Source organism: Pelagibius litoralis (genome assembly GCF_011683915.1).
In the GTDB taxonomy this organism is placed as follows: domain Bacteria; phylum Pseudomonadota; class Alphaproteobacteria; order Kiloniellales; family Kiloniellaceae; genus Pelagibius; species Pelagibius litoralis.
In genome coordinates, this window is record NZ_JAAQPH010000023.1 from 74411 (window position 1) to 94387 (window position 19977).

19 protein-coding genes are annotated in these 19977 nt (G+C 64.7%); 12 read left to right on the forward strand and 7 right to left on the reverse strand.

The window, feature by feature from the left end:
• Positions 1-31: 31 nt before the first annotated feature.
• The 4 genes from HBA54_RS23460 (at position 32) to HBA54_RS23475 (ending at position 5144) form a co-directional block, all read left to right on the forward strand.
• Positions 32-3526 (forward strand): pyruvate carboxylase, encoded by a 3495-nt coding sequence (locus HBA54_RS23460; protein WP_322096103.1) that lies wholly within the window; start codon positions 32-34, stop codon positions 3524-3526.
• A gap of 198 nt (positions 3527-3724) precedes the next feature.
• On the forward strand, positions 3725-3985 hold the full coding sequence (locus tag HBA54_RS23465; protein ID WP_167229286.1) for a hypothetical protein: 261 nt from the start codon (positions 3725-3727) through the stop codon (positions 3983-3985).
• Positions 3986-4423: 438 nt separating this feature from the next.
• Positions 4424-4618 (forward strand): hypothetical protein, encoded by a 195-nt coding sequence (locus HBA54_RS23470; RefSeq protein WP_167229288.1) that lies wholly within the window; start codon positions 4424-4426, stop codon positions 4616-4618.
• A 97-nt stretch (positions 4619-4715) separates the two neighbouring features.
• The gene (locus HBA54_RS23475) at positions 4716-5144 is read left to right on the forward strand and encodes a hypothetical protein (protein ID WP_167229290.1); all 429 of its coding nucleotides are present in this window, start codon (positions 4716-4718) and stop codon (positions 5142-5144) included.
• Positions 5145-5188: 44 nt separating this feature from the next.
• On the opposite strand, the gene HBA54_RS23480 is transcribed toward HBA54_RS23475, so the two are convergent.
• The 4 genes from HBA54_RS23480 to HBA54_RS23495 form a co-directional block, all read right to left on the reverse strand.
• A complete protein-coding gene (locus tag HBA54_RS23480; RefSeq protein ID WP_167229292.1) occupies positions 5189-6274 on the reverse strand; it encodes a CobW family GTP-binding protein in 1086 nt (361 codons plus the stop codon).
• Entirely contained in the window at positions 6271-7344 is a 1074-nt protein-coding gene (locus HBA54_RS23485) for a COX15/CtaA family protein (protein WP_167229294.1), read from the reverse strand. The genes HBA54_RS23480 and HBA54_RS23485 overlap by 4 nt, the downstream gene beginning before the upstream one ends.
• Positions 7345-7496: 152 nt before the next feature.
• Positions 7497-7760: an usg protein gene (locus HBA54_RS23490; RefSeq protein ID WP_167229296.1), complete on the reverse strand. Its 264-nt coding sequence runs from the start codon at positions 7758-7760 to the stop codon at positions 7497-7499.
• Between the two features lie 231 nt (positions 7761-7991).
• Positions 7992-8396, reverse strand: a complete 405-nt coding sequence (locus HBA54_RS23495; RefSeq protein WP_240932851.1) for a tellurite resistance TerB family protein — start codon at positions 8394-8396, stop codon at positions 7992-7994.
• Between the two features lie 130 nt (positions 8397-8526).
• Here HBA54_RS23495 and HBA54_RS23500 point away from each other — a divergent pair, with 130 nt between their 5' ends.
• On the forward strand, positions 8527-9507 hold the full coding sequence (locus tag HBA54_RS23500; RefSeq protein ID WP_240932852.1) for an AEC family transporter: 981 nt from the start codon (positions 8527-8529) through the stop codon (positions 9505-9507).
• Between the two features lie 310 nt (positions 9508-9817).
• Here the strand turns inward: HBA54_RS23500 and HBA54_RS23505 are convergent, their stop codons facing one another.
• A complete protein-coding gene (locus HBA54_RS23505; protein WP_167229300.1) occupies positions 9818-10357 on the reverse strand; it encodes a cytochrome b/b6 domain-containing protein in 540 nt (179 codons plus the stop codon).
• Positions 10358-10361: 4 nt separating this feature from the next.
• Positions 10362-10643 (reverse strand): PepSY domain-containing protein, encoded by a 282-nt coding sequence (locus HBA54_RS23510; RefSeq protein WP_167229302.1) that lies wholly within the window; start codon positions 10641-10643, stop codon positions 10362-10364.
• Between the two features lie 170 nt (positions 10644-10813).
• On the opposite strand from HBA54_RS23510, the gene HBA54_RS23515 reads away from it, so the two are divergent.
• The 3 genes from HBA54_RS23515 (at position 10814) to HBA54_RS23525 (ending at position 13503) form a co-directional block, all read left to right on the forward strand.
• Positions 10814-11473: a response regulator gene (locus tag HBA54_RS23515; RefSeq protein ID WP_167229304.1), complete on the forward strand. Its 660-nt coding sequence runs from the start codon at positions 10814-10816 to the stop codon at positions 11471-11473.
• Positions 11470-12879, forward strand: coding sequence for a sensor histidine kinase (locus HBA54_RS29770; protein ID WP_167229306.1), 1410 nt, complete (start codon positions 11470-11472; stop codon positions 12877-12879). Before HBA54_RS23515 ends, HBA54_RS29770 begins: the two co-directional genes overlap by 4 nt.
• Before the next feature lie 84 nt (positions 12880-12963).
• A complete protein-coding gene (locus HBA54_RS23525; RefSeq protein WP_167229308.1) occupies positions 12964-13503 on the forward strand; it encodes a PAS domain-containing protein in 540 nt (179 codons plus the stop codon).
• 6 nt (positions 13504-13509) lie between these two features.
• On the opposite strand, the gene HBA54_RS23530 is transcribed toward HBA54_RS23525, so the two are convergent.
• Positions 13510-16326 carry an ATP-dependent DNA helicase gene (locus HBA54_RS23530; RefSeq protein ID WP_167229310.1) on the reverse strand — a complete coding sequence of 939 codons (2817 nt, stop codon included), beginning with the start codon at positions 16324-16326 and terminating at the stop codon, positions 13510-13512.
• A 168-nt stretch (positions 16327-16494) separates the two neighbouring features.
• Here HBA54_RS23530 and HBA54_RS23535 point away from each other — a divergent pair, with 168 nt between their 5' ends.
• The 4 genes from HBA54_RS23535 (at position 16495) to HBA54_RS23550 (ending at position 19801) form a co-directional block, all read left to right on the forward strand.
• A complete protein-coding gene (locus HBA54_RS23535; RefSeq protein ID WP_167229312.1) occupies positions 16495-17049 on the forward strand; it encodes an RNA polymerase sigma factor in 555 nt (184 codons plus the stop codon).
• An 81-nt stretch (positions 17050-17130) separates the two neighbouring features.
• A complete protein-coding gene (locus HBA54_RS23540; RefSeq protein ID WP_167229314.1) occupies positions 17131-17643 on the forward strand; it encodes a hypothetical protein in 513 nt (170 codons plus the stop codon).
• A 12-nt stretch (positions 17644-17655) separates the two neighbouring features.
• On the forward strand, positions 17656-18126 hold the full coding sequence (locus HBA54_RS23545) for a periplasmic heavy metal sensor (RefSeq protein ID WP_167229317.1): 471 nt from the start codon (positions 17656-17658) through the stop codon (positions 18124-18126).
• 91 nt (positions 18127-18217) lie between these two features.
• A complete protein-coding gene (locus HBA54_RS23550; RefSeq protein WP_167229319.1) occupies positions 18218-19801 on the forward strand; it encodes a lysine--tRNA ligase in 1584 nt (527 codons plus the stop codon).
• The last annotated feature ends 176 nt before the right edge of the window (positions 19802-19977 follow it).

Below are 19977 nucleotides of genomic sequence, written 5' to 3' on the forward strand. Positions count from 1 at the left end.
CAAGAAGCAAGAACCAACTGGGGGAAAAAGGGTGAGCCCATCTCGCATCGGCGACGCACGGCCGCCATTCCGTAAGCTGCTGGTCGCCAACCGCAGTGAAATCGCCATCCGTGTACTGCGCGCGGCGAGCGAACTCGGCATCCACACCGTGGCGATCTATTCCCACGAGGACCGCTTCGCGCTGCACCGCTTCAAGGCCGACGAAGCTTTTCAGGTTGGCAAGGGCAAGGAGCCGGTGGCGGCCTATCTGGACATCGACGACATTCTGCGGGTCGCCCATGACGCGAAGGTCGACGCCATCCATCCGGGCTATGGTTTCCTCTCCGAGAATCCGGACTTTGCCGAGGCCTGCGCCAAGGCCGGGATCACCTTCATCGGCCCCAAGCCCGACGTGATGCGCCGCCTGGGCAGCAAGGTCGAGGCGCGCAATCTGGCGGAGACGGCGGGGATTCCCGTCATGCCGGCGAGCGGCACCCTGCCGCACGACGAAGCGGCGGCTGCCGAACTGGCGGAAAAGGTCGGCTATCCGATCATGGCCAAGGCCTCCTGGGGCGGCGGCGGGCGCGGCATGCGCGTGGTCGAGAACGCCGCAGAACTTCATGAGCAAGTGGCGGCGGGGCGGCGCGAGGCCAAGGCCGCTTTCGGCAACGACGAGATCTTTCTGGAAAAACTGGTGCGCCAGGCGCGCCATGTCGAGGTGCAGATCCTCGGCGATCAGTACGGCAACGTGATTCACCTTTTTGAGCGCGACTGTTCCATGCAGCGCCGCAATCAGAAGATCGTGGAGCGCGCGCCGGCGCCCTATCTCAGTGAGGCCAAGCGGGCGGAGCTTTGCGACGCCGCGGTGCGCCTGGCCAAGGCCGCGAACTATGTCTGCGCCGGAACGGTCGAGTTCCTGATGGATGCGGAAACCGACTCGCTCTATTTCATCGAGGTCAATCCGCGCATCCAGGTGGAGCACACGGTGACCGAAGAAGTCACCGGCGTTGATCTGGTAAAGGCGCAGATCCGCATTTCGGCGGGCGCGCGTATCGGCGATCCGGCGAGCGGCGTGCCGGCGCAGAACGACCTCAGGCTGGACGGCCACGCACTGCAATGCCGTATCACCACCGAAGATCCGCTGAACAAGTTCATCCCGGACTACGGTCGCATCACCGCCTATCGCGGCGCCACCGGCTTCGGCATCCGCCTCGACGGAGGTACGGCCTATTCCGGCGCGCTGATCACGCCGTTCTATGATTCCCTGCTGGAAAAGGTAACGGCCTGGGGGCCGACGGCGGCGGAGTCGACCGCGCGCATGGATCGCGCGCTCAGGGAGTTTCGGATTCGCGGTGTGGCGACCAACCTCTGGTTCCTGGAAGCGGTCATCGCCCATCCCAAGTTCCAAAGTGGCGAGGCCACCACCCGCTTCATCGATTCGACGCCGGAGCTGTTCGAATTCCATCGCCGCCGCGACCGCGCGACACGCCTGCTGAGTTTCATCGGCGACGTCATCGTGAACGGCAATCCGGAGGTCGCGGGCCGCCCTCTGCCGGCCGGATCGCCGGGTGAGATGGCGCCGGCGATCCTGCCGGAGATCGATCCGGCCCTGGCGCTGCAGGACCCGCCCGCGGGCAGCAAGCAGCGCCTGAACGAGCTGGGGCCGGAAGGTTTTGCCAGGTGGATGCTGGATGAGAAGCGCCTGCTGCTCACCGACACCACCATGCGCGACGCCCATCAGTCGCTCTTCGCCACCCGCATGCGCAGCCATGATCTGGTTGCCGTCGCGCCGTCCTATGCGCGGCTGATGCCCCAGTTGCTGTCGCTGGAATGCTGGGGCGGCGCGACCTTCGACGTGGCCCTGCGCTTCCTGAAGGAAGATCCCTGGGAGCGGCTGGCGGCGCTGCGCGAGGCGGTGCCCAACACACTGCTGCAGATGCTGACCCGCGGTTCCAACGGGGTCGGCTACTCCAACTATCCCGACAATGTGGTGCGCCATTTCATCGCCCAGGCCGCCGATTCCGGGGTCGACCTGTTCCGCGTGTTCGATTCCCTGAATTGGATCGAGAACATGCGGGTTTCAATCGATGCGGTGCGCGAGACCGGCCTGCTCTGCGAGGCGGCGATCTGCTACACCGGCGATCTCTCCGATCCGCGGGAAACCAAGTACGACCTGAAATACTACGTCGGCCTGGCCAAGGAGTTGGAGGCGGCGGGTGCCCACATCCTGGGCATCAAGGACATGGGCGGGCTCTGTAAGCCGGCGGCGGCGCGCCTGCTGGTTTCCACCCTGAAGCAGGAGGTCGGCCTGCCGCTGCACTTCCACACCCACGATACCTCGGGCATCTCGGCGGCTTCGGTGCTGGCGGCGGCAGAGGCCGGGGTCGATGCCGCCGATGCGGCGATGGACGCCATGAGCGGCCTCACCTCGCAGCCCAACCTCGGCTCCATCGCCGCGGCGCTTTCCGGCAGTGAGCGCGATCCCGGCCTGGACCGCGACGCGCTGCGCCGGATCAATGCCTATTGGGAGGGTGCCAGGCGCTTTTACGCCGGCTTCGAAAGCGAAATGCGCTCAGGGGCTTCCTCGGTCTACGAACACGGCATGCCCGGCGGGCAGTTCACCAATCTGCAGGAACAGGCACGCTCTCTCGGCTTGGCGCGCAAGTGGGGCGATGTGGAAAAGGCCTACGCCCAGGTGAACGAGATGTTCGGCGACATCGTGAAGGTGACGCCGACATCGAAAGTCGTCGGCGACATGGCGCTCTTCATGGTCTCCAACGGCCTGACGCCCGAAGACGTGACCGACCCGCAGCGCGAGGTGGCTTTCCCGGCCTCGGTCATCGCCCTGTTCCGCGGCGAGGTGGGCCAGCCTTACGGCGGCTTCCCCGAAGCCCTGCAGGCCAAGATCCTGAAGGGCGAACAGCCCTTCACCGAGCGCCGCGGCGCGTCCCTGCCGTCGGCGGATTTCGCGGCGGTGCGTAAAGAAGCGGAGAAGAAAGCGCGGCGTCACATCGGCGAGCGTGAGCTTTCCTCCTACCTCATGTATCCCGATGTTTTCGTCGACTACGCCAAGCACCGCCGCAAATACAGCGATACCTCGGTGGTACCGACGCCGGTCTATTTCTACGGGATGGAGCCGGGCCAGGAAACCGCGGTGGAGATCGAGCGCGGCAAGACGCTGATCATCTCCTACCTGGCGCTCAGCGATGCCGACGAAGACGGGCAGCGCACGGTCTTCTTCGAACTGAACGGACAGCCGCGCACGGTAAAGGTGCTGGACAAGGCCCTGGCCGCCTCCGGCAAAGTGCGGCGCAAGGCTGATGAAGCCGACCCCGGTCAGATCGGTGCGCCGATGCCGGGCCTGATCGTCAATATCTGCGATGCCGGCAAGCGGGTCGCGGCAGGCGACCGGCTCTTCACCATCGAGGCGATGAAGATGGAAACCGCCGTCTATGCGGAGGTTGCCGGCAAGGTCGGCGAAGTGGTGGCCGCCACGGGCAGCCGGGTGGAGCCCCATGACCTGGTCATGGTGGTGGAGCCTTCGTAAAACCGGCGTGAGACCGGTCGATCAGCCGGCGGTATGAGGTCTGGACTTGCCTGTCGGCGAGGGGTTCGTCGCTTCGAACCAGCCAGGCTCAGGCGTCTCTGTGGGAGATATTTTCTGCGGTCCCTTTGAACCTTCTCTCAACCGTTGCGACTAAGGAGTAGCTGCATTACGCAACCGAATATTGAAGGATACCATCCAATGCTGAAGATCACCTCTCTTGTCCTTGCCGCTGCTGTTACAGCGACGGCGGCCATTCCCTCCGTTGCCCTGGCCATCGACAACGGCCCCTGCGACCACTGCACCATGGAACCCATCGTGGTTAAGGGCGATCGGCCCGAGAAGGAAAAGGCCGAGATGCCGACCCAGAACCTCACCGTGGGTCAGCCGGCATTGGTTATTCTCACGCCGATGCCGAAGATTGGCGCGCCGACGGTACGCGCCGACGAGTCGCGGAATTAGCTTACGCGGGATCGGCAGGCCCTGCAGCGTCACGGCCTGCCGCTGCAGCCGATGGTTTCTCCAGAAGAGCGCCATGCTGCTGAATTGATCCCGGTATATGCAGTGGCTCGCGGCTGCAATTTTTCACGCCAAGCCCTTCGGATGGCTTGAGCCATCGCTCTGACGAAACCGCGTCCATCTTCCGTTGTGCGGGATCGGCGCTTTGCCGGGATCGCAGCGAAAGTCCGGAAAGTCATTTCTCAAATTGATAAAGGCTACACGTATAGTTGTATTATATCTCAAAGACATCGCTCACTGGTATCGCCGGGTGAAGGCGTGGCCGAGGGGCAGAAGGAGCTAACACGCGAATGGCGGGGCATGACAGCGCCGCCGGCGTTGAGAAATTTTCAGGGAATTCTGCTATTCTCCCGGTCCTGCAACTATTGGGAGTTTCTTCCTTTGCGCGCTCGATCCCGCTCTTTTCCGCGTCCTGTAACGGCGGTGCTGCTGGGCGTCCTGATTCTGGGCCTCAGCGGCTGCAGCAACCAGCAGATCAGCCGTGCACTTGGCGGTTTCTGCCATTCTACCGACAACTGCACCGCGTATAACTCCGACGGTACGGCGGTTACCGGGGCGTATTACAACCCCTATTAAGCCGCTGGCGGAATTCTCTAAAATCCCATCTTTCATGTTTAGGCAAGGTTCCAGTGATAGTCGATATGGCTAGGTTGGATCTTTGGGAATTCGCTAGATGGTTGGTACGGCAAGACTGGCCTCAGCGCTGATCTTGCTTGCTGTATTTGTCTATTCCGGCCAGCAGGCGCGGGCAGCATCCGTTGGCGCCGCTTCAGCGGAAGCGGGCGAGGTGTCGCAGATAGACGAAGGGGCCTTTCAGCAGATGCTGGAGGAGTCCACCGGCAAGGAAGACAGCGTACAGACCGAAGAGGGCGATACGCTGCGCGTCGAGCTTGGCGGCGAAAGCACCGTGATGTTTTTCACCACGCCGGCCCATCCCGCCCATCCCGCCGTCGTCGCCGTCAAGGTGATGCGCGAGGAAGGTGTGCCCCATATCCTTACCGACGGCTGGCAGGCCGGCGACCGGCAGGCCTTTGACAACTGGTTCACCGCGTTCATCCGGCGCAATGCAGGCCTCGTCCGGCGGTGGCAGGAATCACACTGACCGTTTCGCCGGGCGGTGCCGTTTCGGCGTAAATCCAAAAACCTTCAGATCGGTGCCGAGGAGTCTTCGTTGAAGGCCTTCAGGGTGTGTTCGAACATCTCCGGTTTCAGGTCGCGGACGATGAAGACGATGCGCGACTGCCGGGAGTCGTCGGGCCAGTCTTCCAGGCGCACCGGCGGATGGAAGACATGCTGCACGCCGTGGATGACGATCGGCTGTTCGATCTCGGCGACGTTCAACAGGCCCTTGATGCGCAGGATGTTGCCGCCGTAAAGGGTGATCAGCATCTCCACCCAGGAATTGAAGCGGTCCCAGTCCAGCGGTTTGTCGTAGGTCAGGCAGAAGGCGCGGATCGATGCGTCATGGCGGTTCACATCGTGATGATGATGCCCGTGATCCGTCTGATCGTAGGCCTCGGCTTTCAGCCAGGCCTGCACGTCCGGGCTTTTTTTCTGTGGATCGTAGAGCCCGGCGTTGAACAACAGGGCCGGGTCGACGGCGCCCTGAACGCTCTCATAGATCGGGGCGGCGGGGTTCAGGCTGTGCAGGCGTTGCTCCAGGGCCTTGCGGGCCGGCTCCTCCACCAGGTCGCTCTTGGTCAGCAGGATGCGGTCGGCCACCGCCGCCTGCTTCACCGATTCCAACTGGCGGTCCAGGGTCTCGGACCCGTTGGCCGCATCCACCGTGGTCACCACCCCGTCCAGGCGAAAGCGGTTGGACAGCAGCGGGTCGGTCATCAGCGTCTGCAGGATCGGCGCCGGATCGGCCAGGCCGGTGGTCTCGATGATCAGGCGCTTGAAGGGCGGGACCTCGCGCTTCACCCGGCGCTTGTAAAGATCGCGCATGCCCTCGACCAGGTCGCCGCGCACCGTACAGCAGAGGCAGCCGCTGTTCAGCAGCACGGTGTCTTCCGTTGCCTTTTCGACCAGCAGGTGGTCGAGGCCGATCTCGCCGAATTCGTTGACGATCACCGCCGTTTCTTCCATCGCCGGGTGGGCCAGGAGATGGCGCAGCAGCGTGGTCTTGCCGCTGCCGAGAAAACCGGTGAGTACCGAGACCGCCAGCGGTTCTTCGGGAATGTCCAGATCCCGGCTGTCGACTCTCTGGCCGTCGTTCTTCGCCGCGGTCATGCCGGGTTGCGCACGCGCAGGTGATAGAGGCACCAGAGTATCGCCGTCAGCACGAAGATCGCCCCGGCCTGATGCAGGGCTGCCGCCCAGATGGGCACCACCAGCAACAGGGTGACGATGCCCAGGGCCAGTTGCAGCAATGCCAGGATCGCCAGCAGGGCGAAGCCGCCCTGGACCGCCGGAGAGAGGTCCTGGCGCAGCGACCAGAGCCAGATCGCCAGGGTGACGAAGATGGTGGAGACCGCCAGCAAGCGGTGATTGAACTGCACGGCGGCATGGTTTTCGAAAAGGTTCAGCGGCCAGGGCGCCAGCAGGGCGTAGCCCGCCGGCACCAGATCGCCGTCCATCAAAGGAAAGGTGTTGTAGACAAGGCCCGCGTTCAGACCGGCGACGAAGCCGCCGGAAAGAATGGTCAGCGCTACCAGCGCCAGCAGTGCAAAGCCGCTGCGGCGCAGCCGCCCGGCGGCCGGGTCACGGCTGCGCTCCGGCCGGGGCCAGAACTGGCCCAGCGCAAGCCAGAACAGATAGCCGTAGATCCCCAGCGCCAGGCCCAGATGGGCTACCAGGCGATACTGACTGACATCGGTGCGTTCGCCAAAGCCGCTGGCCACCATGAACCAGCCCATGAAGCCCTGCAGCCCGCCGAGCAGAAGCGCGAGCAGCAACAACCGGGTCATGCGCCCGTCCAGCTTGCCGCGCCACCAGAACCAGGCGAAGGGCAGGGCGAAAACCAGGCCGATCAGGCGGCCCCAGAGGCGGTGGATGTATTCCCACCAGAAAATGGCTTTGAACTCGGCCAGGCTCATCCCGGCATTGACCTGCTGGTATTCGGGAATCTGGCGGTAAAGATCGAAGAGGCGCTGCCATTCCCCCTGGCTGAGCGGCGGCAGGACGCCGCTGACCGGGGCCCATTCCATGATCGAGAGGCCGGATTCGGTCAGCCGCGTGATGGCGCCGATTACCGCCATGGCCAGAACCATGGTGCAGCAGCCAAGCAGCCAGAAGCCCACGGCGCGGCTGGCCCTGACGGGTTTATCGCTGGCGAAAGCAAAGGGTGTGGCGGTCGTCATGCCGCGTTGCTCGCCGAAGGGGCTGTTGGTAAGCGCATTGGCGCTAAACTAGTGGCCCTGGGCCGTCGCGCCAAGTGCGGCGGGGTGGCGGCATGGAGCAAAAAGGGGCAGGCGCGACCTTCTGCCGCGCAAGCCGGGGGCCGGGCCCGGCGCTACTGAAGGGTCAGGCAGCAGGCCGCGATACGTGTATCCGGCGCCGCAATGATCGGAATGTTGGCAACATTCACCGAGTGCAGAGGGCCTTCCAGATTTTTTTCCCAAAAAGCCAGGAACTTGTGCAGCTCGGGATAGCGCGGGGCCAAGTCGTATTCCTGCCAGATGTAGGACTGGAGCAGGGCCGGATGATCCGGCAAGTGATAGAGAATCTCGGCCGTTGTCAGCCGGTAGTCGTTCATCTGCAGTGCAAGATCGCTCATATTCCCTCCTATCCTTCCGTCCCTTGGGACCCCGATAGGGTTCAAGCTTGCCCACCTGTTGATGAAAGCTCAACAAAATAACATTAATAAAACAATAACTTAGCAGCCTTCCTTTTGGAGTGCTGCCACGTGGTCCCTGCAGAATCGCATCAGGGGCGCCGGCTTTCGCCGGCGCCCCTATGCCGTCTTACCGGACGCGATCTTACGGATGGATTTGATGGAGGCCGGCGCTCAGAGGCGCATATTGCGGGCGCGGGTGCCGCGTTCGATTGCGGCGGCCGGCAGGCGGCCGACCTGCAGGCGGTGGCGCAGCATCTCCAGCAGGCGCAGTTCCTCCTGGCTCACTGCACTGTCGGCGGCTGCCACGTCCAGCGCGATGGCGTAGGCGGTTTCCGACAGCTTGCTGGGCAGCTTGTCGGTGATGAAGTGCAGGATTTTCTCCAGCCCGTCTTCCTGGGCCAGCAACTCCGCACAGGCCTGGGCGGCCTTCGGCACTTCGTTCAGGTCGTAGTCAGCGAAAACCGGCAGGTGCTGAACCGTGTCGCCGATGGTCAACAGCTCCGAATCGGTCATGTCGCGGTCGGCGGCAGAAACCAGAACCATGGTGTAGACGAGGGCGGTGTGATGATCGGACATTGGGTTTCGCTTCTTGCTCATTGGGTATGCGGGCCCTGTGTGAGATGCGGCGGCCCGGCGGCGGCGAAGACTAGGCAGGCGGCGGCGGCAGCGTCAAGCCCGCAGAAGCCGCATGGAAGGCCTGTGGCATTTGCGCTCGACAGCGATCGGCCCGGGCGGCAAGGTCGGCGCCATGGGGCCCATTCTGAACGTTGTTTTCCCGATTTTCGCGATCATGCTTGCCGGCTATGTCTCCGGCCGCTTCCGCCTTCTGGGGAATGAAAGCAGCGAGGCGCTGAACCGCTTCGTCTACTACATCGCCCTGCCGGCGCTGTTCTTCATATCCATGGCGCGGGTCTCTCTCGACCAGGTGTTCAATCTGCCTTTTCTGGCGGCCTATGGCGGCGGGGTCGCTTTCACCTTTATCCTGGCCGTCGTGGTGGCGCGCTTTGCCTTTCCCAACCGCTTGGGCGCGCTCGGTCTCGGCGGTCTCTCGGCGATCTTCGCCAACACCGGCTACATGGGCATTCCCTTGCTGATGCTGGCCTTCGGCGAGGCGGGCATGCTGCCGGGAATTGTCTCCACCATTCTGAACGGCGCCGTCATCATGGCCATCGGTATCGCCTTGCTGGAGATCGATGTGCAGCAGGGCAAGAGCGGTCTTGTCGTTCTGCGCGGTGTGCTGGGCGGTATCCTGCGCTCGCCGCTGGTGCTCTCGGCCGCGGCCGGGCTTGCCGCCTCCGGTCTCGGGCTGCCGGTGCCCAAGGCGGTCGCGACCTTCTGCGATATCCTCGGCGCCTCGGCCGGCCCCTGCGCGCTCTTTGCCATCGGCCTTTTCATGGTCGGCAAGTCCTTCACGGCGGGCATGACCGAGGTCAGCTGGCTGGTGCTCCTGAAACTGGCCGTACAGCCCCTGGTCACCTGGTGGCTGGCTTTCCATGTCTTCACCATGGACCCGATCTGGGCTGCCGGTGCCCTGATCCAGTCGGCGCTGCCGACCGGGGCCCTTGTCTTCGTCCTGGCGCAGCAGTACGGCATCTTCGTCCAGCGCTCGACCGCGGTGATCATGGTCTCCACCGTGGTTTCCCTTGCCACGCTTTCGGCGCTCTTCGTCTATCTGGGGATCGGCTGAGAGCCCTGCCCTGCGCCGTCAATCCTGTTCCGGCGCTCTACATCAAACAGTTGGCAGGCTGCTGACAAAGCCGGCGGGTTGACCGACCTCGTGCTTCGAGACGCTGCACTCCTCAGCCTGAGGAGACCCGAAGGGTCGTCTCGAAGGCCGTGCAAGGCGGCCTGAAGGCTTTTTCACCAGCCTGCTTAGACTCTTTCACAGTTTGACGGCACCGGCCCGCTCCCCCTCCCGGCCACCCAATGTGATTATCCTGGTGGGTGGCCGGGAGGGGGAGCGGGCTGGAACCGCTTCGACGTAAGTCGAAAACGCCCTAGTTTACGTCGCTTGAAGTTGGCGAACGCTTGCGGCCGGTGATCATGGCCCGGACCAGGTTCTCGTGGTGTTTGAGGCTGGCCACAAATACACCGGCCAGGTGCAGGCCGATCAGGCCGAGCATCAGATTGGCGAGGACTTCGTGGATCTCCTCTACCCAATCCTCACCCCAGAAGATGTCCAGGGTATACATCCAGCCGGTCAGGCAGAGCATGGCCAGAGTGACGATGAGCGCGATGATCATCGCGCCGCCTGCCGGATTATGACCGAGGTAACGTGCCTCGCGGCCCAGGAGGACGTCTTTGAGGTAGGCGGCGACGGTGCCGGGCGCGCGGATGAACTGCCTGAAGCGCGCATAGCGCGGTCCCAGGAGGCCCCAGACCAGGCGGAACGCAATCAGCGCAGCCGCTGCGTAGCCTGCCCAGCTGTGCAGGTCGTCCCATTCGTCGGCACTGATCCAGGCAAGCGCGAAACTGCCGACCAGTGTCCAATGAAAGATCCTGACCAGCGGATCCCAGACCTTCACCGTCGCCGCCATGGCCTCAGTTCTCCATTTTCGCCTTGATGACGGCGAAGCTCTTTGGGTCGAAATAGGTTTCCATGCGCTTGCCGGCGGCATCGGTGCCGTAGACTTCGTAGCAGCCGTCGTCGACCTTGATCTTCTTGATCTTCCAGCCCTCGCCTTCCAGCTTCTTCTGCAAGGCCTCTTTCGGCTGCCACTCCGCTTGCGGTACGTTGCATTTATCGCTGGCAGAGGCGGCACCCGCCCCCAGGGAAACGGCAAGGGCGGCGGCCAGCGCGGTGGAGAGAACGATCGATTTCATCAAAATACCTCTTGAGGCTTGTGTTGGGATGCCGCCTTTATGGCTGACGTCGCTGACAGCAACCTGAAAGCGGGCCGTCTCGTTTTTCAGCTTGGCGTCAGCTTGCTATGGGACATCACCTCTTTCGCGTTTCATCGGACGGTCCGGGCGGGCCGCAAGGCAGTCGACAGATGCGGGTTCTATTGATCGAAGACGAGCCGTTTCTGGGCCAGGCGGTGCGCGAGCAGGTTGCCGCCGACGGTCATGCCGTCGACTGGGTAAAGCGGCTTGACGAGGCGGAGTCCGCTTTGCGCGCGGTCGACTATGGGCTGCTGCTGCTCGATCTCCACCTGCCTGATGGCCGGGGCCTGGACCTTTTGAAGGCCATGCGTCGCCATGGTGATCGGCGACCGGTGATCATCCTGACGGCGCGCGACCAGATCAGCGACCGCATCGAGGGGCTGAATGCCGGGGCCGACGACTATCTGGTTAAACCCTTTGACCTCGATGAGCTCAGCGCCAGGGTTGCGGCGGTCTCGCGGCGTTACGGCGGCAATCCCAACCCGCTGATTGTGCTCGGTGCGCTGGAGATCGACAAGGCGGCGCGGCGGGTCCGGCGCGACGGCGAGACCGTCGACCTGACCAAACGCGAGTGGGCCATTGTGGATCTGCTGACCCAGCGTCCCACGGCGGTGGTTTCCAAGGACCAGATCGAAGAGGCGCTTTACGATTTCGACTCCGAGATCGAAAGCAATACCATCGAGGTCTATGTCAGCCGGCTGCGCAAGAAGCTCGGTCGCGAATCGATCCACACGCTGCGCGGCGTCGGCTATCGCCTGGGGGCGGCGTGAGCGAACCCGGGAGCTTACCGAAAAGAAAGCCCTGGAGTATTGCGCGGCGTCTCATCTCTGTCCTGACCCTGACCTTCGCAGGGTTTTGGCTCTTGGCGATGATCGCGGCAGCGGCCATCGTGGATCACGAGATCAACGAGGTTTTCGACAGCGCCCTGCAGGAAACCGCCCAGCGATTGTTCCCGCTGGTTCTCGAAGATATACGCCAACACGATGATGCGGGCGGCCGGGGCACTTTGGGCAAGCCCTTGGAGTTCGCTCAGCACGAGGAGTACCTGGTCTACCAGCTGCGTGACGCCCAGGGCCTGGTACTGAAGCGTTCCCACGATGCGCCGCGCCAGGCCTTTCCCGTTGCTCTGCAAAGAGGTCACGCGGAGGCAGGGGGTTGGCGTTTCTTTACCGAACACTACGCATCTTCGGGGCTCTTCCTCCACGTCGGTGAACGGCTGACGCACCGCCGGGAGGCGGTTTTCGAAACGCTTGCCTGGCTGGCGGCGCCTCTGGGATTGCTCATTCCGCTGGTCGCCATGGCGGTCTTCTGGACCGTCCGCCACAGCCTGGTTCCGGTGGCCGAGGTTCGCGCCGCCATGGACGCCCGCGGCGGCGCAAACCTCTCGCCGATTTCCGATGCGACCCTGCCCGAGGAACTGTCGCCGATTGTCCAGGATGTGAACAGTCTGCTGGCGCGCCTCGAGCAGGCATTGGCAAGCGAGCGCGCCTTTGCCACCAACAGCGCCCATGAGCTTCGTACCCCGGTGGCTGCGGCCCTCGCCCAGACTCAGCGTTTGGCGGCCCAACTGGAAAACACGCCCGAGCGCTCTCGCGTCGAACAACTCGCCCTTACGCTCAAGCGCCTGAGCGATCTGGTGGAGAGGCTGTTGCAGCTTGCCCGCGCCGAAGCGGGTATCGCCCGCAGCCGCGAAGCGATCGATGTTCTCCCGGTGCTGAAGCTGGTGGTCGACGAATTCGCACGCAAGGGTGCTGTCGGTGAGCGCCTGAACTTGGACGACGGCGGCCACCGGCGGCTGATGGCCCGTATAGATATCGACGCTCTTGGAATCATCCTGCGCAACCTGATCGACAACGCCCTTTTTCATGGGACGGCGGACAAGCCGGTGGAAATCCGGGTCGATGGCAGTGGCGCTATCCATGTGGCCAATGCCTGTACCGTCGTGCCCCCGGCGCGGCTGGCCAGGCTCATGAACCGCTTCGAGCGCGGCGGGGCGACGGTGGCGGGCGCCGGGCTCGGTCTTGCCATCGTCGAGGCCCTCCTTTCGCAATCCGGCGGGAGTCTTGAATTGCGCTCGCCGGCAGCCGGCAGGAACGACGGCTTCGAAGCGGTCCTACGGCTCGACCTTTGTCACTGCGCTGCCGCCAAACAGCCGTATTCAGAAGGCTTCGGTTAAGCGCCAGGATGTGGTTTATAATCCAGGCGCTTAGATGTAGGCAAAGAGCCTTGCCTGGGGTCTTCTCAACGTCGACTATGGGGCATGCAAGAGGTGCTCTCCGACATCCAGGCGGCCGAGCTTGATCTGGCCGAAGGCCTTGCGCTCTATCCCGATCTTATTCAGGCCCTGAATTATTGGCAGAGCAAGCGGCGCGGTCGCTTTGCGCCGGCCCGCGAAGATCTCGACCCGACCGAGATGCCCGCGTTGCTGGCGCGCATCATGCTGGCCGATGTGGAACGGGCCGAAGACGGCGCCATCGATTTCCTGTATCGGCTGAGCGGTACCGGCATCTGCGATGTGCACGGCTATGATCTGGCGACGCTGCGTCCGCGCGAATTGAGCCCGCCGGACTATGGCATGCTGCTCCATAGCCACTACTGCACAGCCGTCGAACGCCGCGAACCGCTGGCCCATGTGCTGGCTTTGCGGAGCGATGGGAAGCAGCATTCCTACGCGCGTATCATCCTGCCGCTTTCGGCTGACGGCGAGACCGTCACCATGCTGTTGATCGTGGACAGCGAAAAACAGAACTCGCTGCACGAGTTCCTCGAAGTGATCCGGGTCTACGGGAAGCGGGCCTGACAGACCCTATCGATCAAGGAACTCAGTGACCTGCGCCACCGCTTCGGCAAGGCCGACACGCTGCGCCGTGACCGCTGGCGGGAAAGCGTCCAGCAGGCGTGAGGGCAGGGGGTCGAGCAGTACGAAGACGCCGCGGTCGTCGGCGCGGCGAATCAGGCGGCCATAGGCCTGGCGCAGCTTCAGGCGGGTCAGCTGTTCGTCGTAGGCGCGCCCGCCGAAGGCCGCCCGCCGCGCCTTGTGAATGATGTCCGGGCGCGGCCAGGGCACCCGGTCGAAGGCGATGAGGCGCAGCGAGCGGCCGGGCACGTCGACCCCGTCGCGCACCGCATCGGTGCCCAGGAGGCAGGAGTCCTCCTCGGCGCGAAAGATATCGACCAGGGTGCCGGTATCCAGGCCGTCGACATGCTGGCTGTAGAGTGCAACGCCCGCCTCGGCCAGGGCCGGTGCGATGCGCTTTTGCACCGCGCGCAGGCGGGCGATGGCGGTGAACAGCCCCAGCGCCCCGCCGCCGGCGGCCAGTAAAAGGGATCGGTAGGCGGCGGCGAGCTGGTCCAGGTCGCCGCGCTTCAGGTCGTGGACGATCAGCACCCGGGTCTGGGCGGCATAGTCGAAGGGCGAGGCCAGGCTGAGCCGCGACACCGCCGCCGCCATGTGATCGATACCCAGGCGCCGCTCGGCCGCCTGCCAGGCTTCGGCCTTGAGATCGCGCTCCGCCTCGGCATCGTTCAGCGCTGATGGAGCAAGGTTCTGGTCGGTCAGGGTGGCGGAGGTGATAAGCAGGCCGTGGGCGCTCTGGCCGAGGCTCGCGGCGAAGGGTCGGCTGGGATCGATCCAGTGTCGGTAGAGCCCGACGTCGATGTCGCGTCCGTCCAGGCGTTCCACGGCAAACCAGTCGCAGAACTCCGGCGGCGTTTCATCCTTCAGGGCGCGCAGCATGTCCTGCCAGGCGGCCAGCGGCAACAGGGCCCGGCCTTCCAGACCCCCGGCGGCCGCTTCGATCCGCCGCCGGCTGTCGCTGTCCAGTGTTTCCGCATCCTCATCCAGGCGCGCCAGCAACAGGCGGCGCAGCGCCTTCAGCGGTTGGATCAGTCCGGCCAGGCCGGCGGCCAGGGCGTCGGCGGCCTCCGCCAGGCCATCGACCGGCGGCTGGGCCGGGGCTTCCAGGCTGTAGGGCTGGTCCTGCCCGCTGCTGCGGGCATAGACCTGCCGGGCCGCCAGGGTCAGGAACTGTTCGCTGGCGCCTTCGGCCCGGCCTTCCTCGATCCGCTGGCGCCAGCCCTCACCGGCCAGCACCCGTCCCGCCCGCAGCACTTCTTCCAGCGCCTCCAGGGCGGCGGCGTCGTCGGCCAGCAGGTCTTCCAGGCGGCGCTTCAGGCCGCGCAGCCGGGTGGCGCCGCGCCGGCCACCCTCGGCACCCAGCAGCCAGCGCCGCAGTTCGCGGGATTCGCGGCCGGAAAGATGGGCGGCGAAAGCACTGTCCGCCGCTTCGAAAAGGTGATGCCCCTCGTCGAAGACATAGCGGGTCGGCAACTGTCCGTCGTCGCCGCCGCCCATGGCCGCCTGGATCATCACCAGCGCGTGGTTGGCGACCACGATATCCGCCTGACGGGCCGAGCGCACCGAACGCTCGATGAAGCACTTGCGGTAGTGCTGGCAGGCGGAGTAGATGCACTCGCCGCGGCGGTCCGCCAGGCCCAGGGTGCGGACCGGGCCGAAGAGATCGGTGAACCAGCCGGGAAAGTCGCCGCCGACCATGTCGCCGTTGCGGGTGCGCGCCGCCCAGCGGGCCATCAGGCCCAGGGCCACGGCGTCCTGCGGACGGGCGGGCAACTGGCTGACTGCTTCAGCGAGGTTCAGGAGGCAGAGATAATTCTCCCGCCCCTTGCGGATCACCACCCTGGCGGCGCGCTCGCGGGGTTCGGGGAAGAGCGCGGCGAGCTCGTCGTCCACCTGGCCCTGCAGGTTGCGGGTATAGGTCGAGATCCAGGCGGCGGCGTTGTTGCGTTCCGCCCAGAGGCTGGCGGCGGCCAGATAGCCCAGTGTCTTGCCGGTGCCGGTACCGGCCTCGGCCAAGACCACCTGTGGTTCGCCCTCCACCGCACGCGGGGCAAAGGCGGCCGTTGCCGCGGCGGCATAGTCGGCCTGCTGGGGTCTGGGTTCGGCTTCACCGGTCATCAGGCCGGCCAGGACCGCTGCGAGACGGGCGCGGCCTTCCTCCGGTAAAACCGGCTGCGTACCCGGCGCGCCGCGCGGCGGCCGCTCCTCCCATTCCGGCAGGCGCTCCCAGACCCTGAGGCCCAGATTGCGTTTCGGCAGGACTGCACCACCCTCGCCAAAGCCCAGCGCCGCGATGACGAAGGGACCCCAAAGCCAGCCGGCCTGGGCCATGGTCCAGGCGATGCCCGGTGCATCCCGGTCCCGCCCGCCACGGGCTGCCAGCTCGCGCAACAGAGCCACGGCGGCCTGGGGCAACAGGCCGGCCGCCGCCTCCGCATCGGCCGGCTTGGCGAGGCCGAGCGCCGAGGCCAGGCCGTGCGGCGTCGGCGGGCAGAAACTGGCCGGCCTGATAAAGGCGAAGAGTTCCAGCAGGTCGAGGGCGGGAAAGGGGTCGCAGTCCAGGCGCCGGGCCACTGCCCGGGCATGGCAGACCAGCGGCGGGCGTTGCCGGGCGCGGGTGGCGGCTTCGCGCCCCGAAAGACTGTGGACTTCACCCTCCAGGTCGATCCAGACCGCCCGCCCGGGTCCAGCCAAAAGAACCGGTGCGGCGGGCAGCCTGACAAGATCGGGCGGCGGGGAATCAACTGGAACGGATGTAGAACTCATGGGCGGACTATAACCGCAGGCGGCAAAGCGCGTCATGGTCCTATCTGGGCCTTGTCCGTAAATTCTTCGCCTTTCGATGCAGCGCTGCACCCTGCCGTCGGTTGCGCTATGCTGGTGCCATGGTGAGGGATCGAACAGCGCCGCGGGCCCGCGGCAGAGCAGACCTGCGTGGGTGACGAAGATGCGGATCTTCCTTCCCTGCTGGAAGGCGACAAGGGCGCGTGGGACCGCTTTGTCGCGCGCCATGCGGCGGTGATCTTTTCCGCCGTGCGGCGGCGCCTGCTGCCGGCCGGCCGCAACGCCGATGCCGAAGACGTGGTGCAGGATGTCTTCGTCCGGCTTTGCCAGAAGGACTTTCGCCTGTTGCGCAACTACGATGATCAGCGGGCCAAGATCACCACCTGGCTGACGGTGATCGCCAACTCGGCGGCGATCGACCACCTGCGGCGTCTGAAGCGCCGGACCGAGGATATCGACAGCCAGCCCGAGGCGGTCCTGGCGGTCGAGCCGGTGATGCCGGAGCGGGTGAAAATTCCCGAAGGGGTGATTTCGCCCCGCCAGGCCCTGGTCCTGGAACTGCTCTACCGCCGCGACATGACCCCGGCGGAGGCCGGAGCTGTGATGGGGGTGGACCCGCAGACCGTGCGTTCCATGCACCACAAGGCCCTGGCGAAGTTACGGGTGCATTTTCAGGCGGAAATGGGTGAATCGGAGGATGTTTAGGCGGGGATAGTTTTGTGACTTTCGCCGTAACACAACCAAGGGTCCAGGGGTGAATCCTGAGGGGAAGAGGTTTTAGGACAGATGAAGGACGACAAAACGAAAGAAGGCGCGGAACTCTGGCAGAAAGCCAGGGATTCCTGGGCGCCGCGCGAGGGATCAGACACTCAGCAGCCCGATGCCCTGTTGCTGGCGACCTATCTGGAGGGCCGGCTCGGCGAAGCCGAAGCCGCCGGAATCGAAGCCCGAATGGCCGCCGATCCGGCGTTCCTCGATGAGGTTCTGACGCTGAAGGCGGCCCTGACGGAGGCCCCGCAGCCGGCGCCGGCGTCGTCGGTTATCGGCGCCCAGGCGCTTCGGGGCGGTGGGGCGAAGTCCCGGACGACGGTGGAAACAACCCGCGAGGGCGGCGATTTCATTTCCCGGCTGTTTGGTGCCTGGCTGCGCCCGGCGGTGCCGGCCTTTGCCGTGGTCGCGCTGGTGCTGGCCTGCGCCGGGGCCTTTGAGCTGGGCCGCTATCAGTCAGAGCGGGTCTTGCCGCAGCAGACGGCGGGCTCCGACCTGACCGATCTGCTTGCGCTTGATGAGCTGATCTAGGGGAAGCCGGGTATGAGCAAGCGACTTTCCTGGTTTCTGCTGGCGGCTTCCGTGGCCTTGAACCTGTTTTTCCTGGCCGGTCTTGTCTATCCGCAGCTGATCGGCAAGCCGGCTTCGATGATGACCGAAGATCCGGTCGCCGCAGCGGCGAAGGACTTCGGCCTGGATGCCCGGCAGGTCGCCGGACTGGAGGCGTTGCGCCAGAGCATTGCCGAACGCCGCGCGGCTGCGGGCGGCGGCTCCAGCGGATTTCGCACCTTGATGATCGAGGCATTGCAGGCACCGGTCTTCGACCGGGCCAGCCTGGAGACGCGCCTGAACGAGCGGCGCCAGGAACGCGACGGCATGGTGCTGGATATGATGGAAGAGCTGCACGGCTACCTGGCCGGGCTTTCGCCGGACCAGAAGGCGGCCTTTCTGGAACGTTCCAGGGAGCGGGGGTTTCTCCGGGCGCTGCTCTGGCCCCAGCCCGAGCGGCGTTGACGCCTGCGACTCCCAGGCCTAGGGTCGCCCGCAGTTGAGGAACGGCTCCGTTGGGGCCGTTTTCTCCCGATTTCTTGAAGCGAGCGGAACAATGGCAAACGAGCGGGAACTGGCCGAGGGCGCGCGCGCCTGGCCCTTTGAAGAGGCAAGACGAGTCGTAAAGCGCCTGGCCGGCAAGAAACCGGAAAAGGGCTATGTCCTCTTCGAGACCGGCTACGGCCCCTCCGGCCTGCCCCACATCGGCACCTTCGGCGAGGTGGCGCGCACCACCATGGTGCGTCAGGCCTTTCAGCGCCTCAGCGACCTGCCGACCAAGCTGTTCTGCTTTTCCGACGATCTGGACGGCCTGCGCAAGGTGCCGGACAACATCCCCAACAAGGAGATGGTGGCCGAACACCTGGGTAAGCCGCTGACCCAGATTCCCGATCCCTTCGGCACCCACGACAGTTTCGGGGCGCATAACAATGCGCGCCTGCGCGGCTTCCTGGATACCTTCGGTTTCGACTACGAATTCCAGTCGTCGACCGAGTGGTACACCTCCGGGCGTTTCGACGAAGCCCTGCTGCAGGTGCTGCGCAACTACGACAAGGTCAAGAACGTCGTGCTGCCGACCCTGGGGCCGGAGCGCCGCGAGACCTACAGTCCCTTCCTGCCGGTCTGTGCCAAGACCGGACGGGTGCTGCAGGTGCCGGTTCTGGAAACCGACGCCGCGGCCGGCACCATCGTCTATCAGGACGAGGACGGATCCAAGGTCGAGACGCCGGTCACCGGCGGCCACTGCAAGCTGCAGTGGAAGGCCGACTGGGCGATGCGCTGGTATGCCCTGGGCGTCGACTATGAGATGTCCGGCAAGGACCTGATCGACTCGGTGAAGCTCGGCAATCAGATCTGCAAGATCCTTGGCGGCCGTCCGCCGGAGGGTTTCAACTACGAGCTTTTCCTGGATGAGGATGCCAAGAAGATCTCCAAGTCCAAGGGCAACGGCCTCAGTGCCGAGGAGTGGTTGGCCTACGGGCCGACGGAGAGCCTATCGCTGTTCATGTTCCAGAAGCCCAGGGCGGCCAAGCGGCTCTACTTCGACGTCATTCCGCGCGCTGTGGACGACTATCTCGCGCATCTGGCGGCCTATAGCGGCCAGGACGAGAAGCGCCTGGAAAACCCGGCCTGGCACATTCACAACGGTCAGCCGCCGCTGCCGGGTACCAAGCTCAGTTATGGCATGCTGCTGAACCTGGCGAGCGTCTGCAATACGGAGGACCCGGCGGTGCTCTGGGGGTTCATCACCCGCTATTCACCCGAGGCAACGCCCGAGGGCGACCCGATGCTCGACCGGCTCGTCGGTTTCGCGCTGCGCTACTACAAGGATTTCGTGAAGCCTTCAAAGCGCTACCGCGCGCCGAGCGAGGGCGAGCGCAAGGCCCTGGCCGATCTCGTTACGCGCCTGCGCAAACTGCCGGGTGACTCCGATGGCGCGGCGATCCAGAACGAGGTCTATGCCGTCGGTAAGGACCACGGCTACGAGAACCTGCGCGACTGGTTCAAGGCGCTCTACGAGGTTCTGCTCGGTCAGGAACAGGGTCCGCGCATGGGCTCCTTCATGGCGCTCTACGGCCTCGACGAGAGCCTAACGCTCATCGATCAGGTGCTGGAAGGCGAAAGCCTGACAGGGTCTTAACGAGCTTCATCGCGGGCCGTTTTCTCCTGCCGTCACCCTCGGACTTGTTCCACTGGTGTCCGGTTTAGATTTGGTGGACTGAGCGCACGGTGTTGATTCTACTGGTGTCCAAGCGTTTGGCGACGTCCTGGGACACGAGAAAGGAACAACACCGTGCGCCACCACAATAGCGTTTT